The 4610-nt window shown below is 33.4% G+C and carries 7 protein-coding genes and 2 pseudogenes; 4 read left to right on the top strand and 5 right to left on the bottom strand.

The window, feature by feature from the left end:
* Positions 1–21: 21 nt before the first annotated feature.
* Genes V7150_RS14465 through V7150_RS14455 form a run of 3 tightly spaced genes read left to right on the top strand, consistent with a single transcriptional unit; the run spans position 22 to position 2674 of the window.
* Positions 22–918 carry a glycosyltransferase family 2 protein gene (locus V7150_RS14465; RefSeq protein WP_335519436.1) on the top strand — a complete coding sequence of 299 codons (897 nt, stop codon included), beginning with the start codon at positions 22–24 and terminating at the stop codon, positions 916–918.
* On the top strand, positions 878–1843 hold the full coding sequence (locus V7150_RS14460; protein WP_335519433.1) for a glycosyltransferase family 2 protein: 966 nt from the start codon (positions 878–880) through the stop codon (positions 1841–1843). Before V7150_RS14465 ends, V7150_RS14460 begins: the two co-directional genes overlap by 41 nt.
* Positions 1844–1858: 15 nt before the next feature.
* Positions 1859–2674 (top strand): glycosyltransferase, encoded by an 816-nt coding sequence (locus V7150_RS14455; protein WP_335519430.1) that lies wholly within the window; start codon positions 1859–1861, stop codon positions 2672–2674.
* 105 nt (positions 2675–2779) lie between these two features.
* Here the strand turns inward: V7150_RS14455 and V7150_RS26630 are convergent.
* A pseudogene (locus V7150_RS26630) lies at positions 2780–3114 on the bottom strand (IS66 family transposase); the annotation flags it as partial.
* Positions 3115–3213: 99 nt separating this feature from the next.
* On the opposite strand from V7150_RS26630, the gene V7150_RS14445 reads away from it, so the two are divergent.
* On the top strand, positions 3214–3357 hold the full coding sequence (locus V7150_RS14445) for a hypothetical protein (RefSeq protein ID WP_335519427.1): 144 nt from the start codon (positions 3214–3216) through the stop codon (positions 3355–3357).
* Between the two features lie 184 nt (positions 3358–3541).
* Here V7150_RS14445 and V7150_RS14440 read toward each other — a convergent pair whose 3' ends face one another.
* The 4 genes and pseudogenes from V7150_RS14440 to V7150_RS14430 form a co-directional block, all read right to left on the bottom strand.
* Positions 3542–3841 (bottom strand): EamA family transporter, encoded by a 300-nt coding sequence (locus V7150_RS14440; RefSeq protein WP_335519438.1) that lies wholly within the window; start codon positions 3839–3841, stop codon positions 3542–3544.
* Positions 3842–3860: 19 nt separating this feature from the next.
* Positions 3861–4208 (bottom strand): DMT family transporter, encoded by a 348-nt coding sequence (locus V7150_RS14435; RefSeq protein WP_335519423.1) that lies wholly within the window; start codon positions 4206–4208, stop codon positions 3861–3863.
* Positions 4208–4387 (bottom strand): hypothetical protein, encoded by a 180-nt coding sequence (locus tag V7150_RS26625; protein WP_420490295.1) that lies wholly within the window; start codon positions 4385–4387, stop codon positions 4208–4210. Before V7150_RS26625 ends, V7150_RS14435 begins: the two co-directional genes overlap by 1 nt.
* A gap of 32 nt (positions 4388–4419) precedes the next feature.
* Positions 4420–4570 (bottom strand): annotated as a pseudogene (locus V7150_RS14430) (glycosyltransferase); the annotation flags it as partial.
* Positions 4571–4610: the final 40 nt, after the last annotated feature.

Genomic DNA, 4610 nt, shown 5'->3' with positions numbered 1-4610 from the left:
ATCTAAAAGAAGGTAATAACAGTGAATCAAAAATTTAAGGTTTGTGCTGTTATGGTTTGTTTCTATCCTGATAAAGAAGAACTTTCTTCAAATATAAGTGCAATTATTGGACAAGTAGATAAATTAATAATAGTAGATAATAGTGAAGAGCCAGTTGAAAACAATTTTTTAACAAAAAACCATCAAGCAAGTAAAATTGAATGGGTATCATTAAAGCAGAATTTAGGAATTGGTGCTGCTCATAATGTTGGAATGAAGATGGCAATTGAACAAAAATATGATGGTATTTTACTTTTAGATCAGGACAGCAATCCTCCTGAAAACCTCGTAAGTGAGCTTTCGTCAGGAATTGAATATCTAAAAGATCAAGGGATCAAAATTGCTTGTTTAGGACCTGATATTTTTAATAAGAATACTAATGAAGTTTATAAACCTCTTGTTAATAAAGGTGTAGAATTAAATGAGGATTTTGTTGAAAAAGACGTTTTAATTAGTTCCGGTAAATTAATTTTAGCGGATGCTGTGAAAGATATAGGTATGATGGATGAAAGTTTATTTATTGATTTAGTGGATTTTGAATGGTGCTGGAGAGCAAAAAAATATGGCTATAGAGTTTTTAGCAGTAAACGAGCAAGAATGGGTCATATGGTAGGTCAGAAAAATATAAAAATTTTAAAAGTGTATAACTTATTAATCCCTTCACCTATCAGACACTATTATCAATTTAGAAATACACTTTTTCTTTTGAAAAGAGACTATGTTCCAAATTACTGGAAGTTTAAAGCGCTAGTTGAAAGAAGTATTGAGTTCTTTCTCTACCCTATATTTGTCTCCCCTAGGCTACAAAGATTTCGATATATTGTCAGGGGGATCATCGATGGCTTATACAGTAGGAAAGGGAAATTTACAAATGGCTGAGAGCATGCTTACTATTCAAGATGTCTGTGGTATTCTTGTGACTTATAACCCCAATATTGATGAGTTAAAAGAAAATTTAGGATCTGTTATTCATCAAGTAGGTGGGATTTGTATTGTTGATAATTCAACGGATGATGTCCTTCAAGAAAAGGTATTGGCTTTTCAAGAGGCAGAAACCATTCATGTCATATCAAATAAGGGGAATTTGGGTATTGCTTTTGCGCAGAATATCGGAATGAAATGGGCCTTAGAAAAGGGATTTCATGCATTTTTCCTTTTGGATCAGGATAGCAAATTAATGGAAGAAACCGTATATAAATTGGTAAGGGAATATAATTATTTGGTAGGTCAAGGTAAAAGCATTGCTTGTATTGGTCCATTAGCGTTTGATCGGGATAAGACTGAAGATGATGTATACCACACATACGGTTCCGATGATGAAAGGATTATTGAAGTTCAACAAACATTAAGTTCCGGATCATTAATTCCTAAAAACGCATTTATTCAAATAGGTGGCATGGAGGAAGATTTATTTATTGACTTAGTTGATTATGAATGGTGCTGGAGAGCAGAAAAAATGGGCTATTCAACTTATGTCACAAAGGAAGTCAAGATGGCCCATCGATTGGGAGAAGACAGGTACCACTTTTTAGGAAAGAGCATTGGAGTACCGTCACCCATAAGACATTATTATCAATTCCGGAACACGCTTATTATGTTTAATAGATCTTATGTGCCGTTAAATTTTAAAATAAAATATATGCTCATCTTACCGTTTAAGTTTTTCTTTTTCACACTTTTTGTTAAGCCTAGGGCCATTCGCTTCAGGATGATTTCAAAAGGAGTTATGGATGCTCTTAAGGGTGTAAAGGGCAATATTAATGGGGATAGACCAAATATGCTCAGGATACAAAGTCGCGAATAAAAAGGAGTTAAAGTAATGAACTTTTCAGTTCTTATGTCTGTATATTTTAAAGAGAGTTCAGAGTTTTTAAAGGAATCAATTGACAGCTTATTAAATCAGACATTAAAACCAAACGAAATTGTTATTGTGTTCGACGGGAAACTAACTGACGAATTGTATAGTTTATTGGATGAATATAAAAATACTGAACCGGATTTGTTTAAATACGTACAATTGGAAAAGAACATGGGGTTAGGTAAAGCTTTGGAAATAGGCATTACAAAGTGTTCTTATGATTTAATTGCTAGAATGGATAGTGATGATATTTGTCATCCTGAGAGATTTGAAAAACAAATCAACTTTATGAAAAATAACCTTGATGTTAAGGTGTTGGGAACTTGGATTGCTGAGTTTGAAGATGATCCTGAAAAAATAGAATCCATTCGCAAAGTCCCGGCTAAGTATGAAGAAATAAAAGAGTATGCTAAAAAACGATGCCCATTAAATCATATGACAGTTGTTTATTGGAGAGATGCAGTTTTAAAAGCAGGCAGCTATCAGACCTTAATGTGGAACGAGGATTATTTTTTATGGGGAAGAATGTTAAATAATAATATAAAAATTATGAACTTACCTGAAGTACTTGTATATGCTCGTGCAGGAGCAGAAATGTTTAATAGACGAGGTGGGTTGAAGTATTTCACAAAGGAAGTAGAATTACAAAAAGAATTTTTGAAAATGAATTTTATTGATAAACCAACCTTTATAAATAATGTGATCACTAGGGGAGCTGTGAGAATACTACCTAATTCTATTAGAGGGTTTATTTATAAAAATTTACTTAGATCATAAAAACAGAGTAAGCCCGAAATATAAAAAATAAGTGCTCCTCCCCGGTACGCAACACAAATAGCCGTATATCACGATTTTTTTAATCGAATATATGGCTAATTTCATTTATTTAATGCATGCTGCCTGGATCATTTTTGACCAGGGCATGTACTGATTTAAAATTTCAGGGTTTTAATAGATGCCGATATTCGGTAGGTCATCAAAAGTTTCTTTATGATTCGTAGAAATCCACACCGTTACTTTTAGCGGTTTCTTGCGATACTCAAACAGATGGCGTTTGTTTTTGCACCAGCTTCGCTGACCGAAAAAAGCCAATTTTTTCGACTAATGACATTGGGGCGGATGGCGTTTTCGGCTGGATTATTATCAATCTCAATGCGACCGCCGTTCAAGAATACTTTGAGTCCATTCGCTCGGTTCAATGTGTATTTAGCTGCCTTTCCACAAATGATGTAAATATTTTTTACACTTGAATAGTCGTATTTCACAGATGTTTCAACTCCCTCATGACCATTTAGATGATATGCTCATCCACGCCGTTGAAGAGGGAGATTTCGGCGTTTGCCGTTTTGATCGTGCAAGCGTTATTGGAAGAGGTTGTTGATGAAGTGGCTGTTAATGAAACTTTACTTTCGGGATGTAATGTAACGGGGACAATTGTAAGTTTTTGTTACAACATGTGAAAAGCACCTCCTTAAATTGATACGTTTATCGTACCAGGAGGTACTGCGTGTTCATATGCGTTATTTGATTGGGGGCTTACAAAACAGATGGAAAAACCTCTTTATTTTAAAAGAGTTTTTATTTATATTTAGATAGTAACAATTTAAAGTTACAGAAGTTGTAAAATAACTAGCTTAACCCCTTCTAAACTGCTAGTAAAAAAGAGCCCAAACCAATTAAACATACCCCACTAATTTTTTTAACAGTAAATTTCTCTGATAATAGAAAGTACGAAAGTACCATTGTCCACAGATAGGTAATGGACGAAAGGGGATATACTATGGTATAGGGCAAATATTTCAATAATACAATATTAAATAGTGCACCTAATACATAAAAAATACCACCAAGGCAAAGATTTAATAGAAAACCTTTATTGAAGCCTAATGAATGTGATGATGCCCTTTTAAAAAAATATCCTCCTAATGCCCCTAAAAATGTCATACTAAACAATAAAAGAACTTTAATTATCCCCACCACCAATCAATATAGCACCAAGAATAATACAAACTATTCCAGCAATTTGTTTATCAGTGATTATTTCTTCTAAAAAAATACCTCCTATAAATATTGCAAATACATATCCCATACTAAGAATTGGATGTAGGACAGATAGGCTTCCAAATCGAAATGCCACAATCATTAATCCTGCTCCAATAAAGTAAAGGAAAAAACCTATTAAAATATATAGGATTGAGTTTCCTTCAGACACTTTCCAGAACATTTGCCCAAACGCCGTGGTAAGCGATGCACATAATATAAATAAAATTCCAATCTTATTGTCTCTAAGCGATTTAATAAAGTTATACATCACAGTTTCCCTTTTATATCCCGATTTTTATTCATACACGCAGCCAAAAGAATGATAAACGCCACGAGGAAATTTGCATATAAATAACGGAAGTCTTGAGCCGGTAATAAAATTGCAATTGCAGCAGTATTTAACGCAACAGGCGCGGCAGCTAATACTATTTTCCAATTTCCCTTCATGATTAGAATAAATCCGAATAAAAGAATGGCAAACCATGCTCCTTTGCGATTTTTGCCGTTTGATCTTGAATTATTATCATTGACATAGATTTTCGCATTAGGGAATTCTTTTTTAAAATCATCTATTACCTTCCCTATCGTTAGTGCTTTATTATAACAGGGAATTAGTACTGCTATTTCCATAAAATTCTTTCTCCACTTTATATATATATTTCACAATATT

The sequence above is a fragment of the Neobacillus drentensis genome, assembly GCF_036965245.1.
Taxonomy (GTDB): domain Bacteria; phylum Bacillota; class Bacilli; order Bacillales; family Cytobacillaceae; genus Neobacillus; species Neobacillus drentensis_G.
Note: the sequence above shows the minus strand (reverse complement) of the source record. Positions and strands in the feature narration are given on the sequence as shown.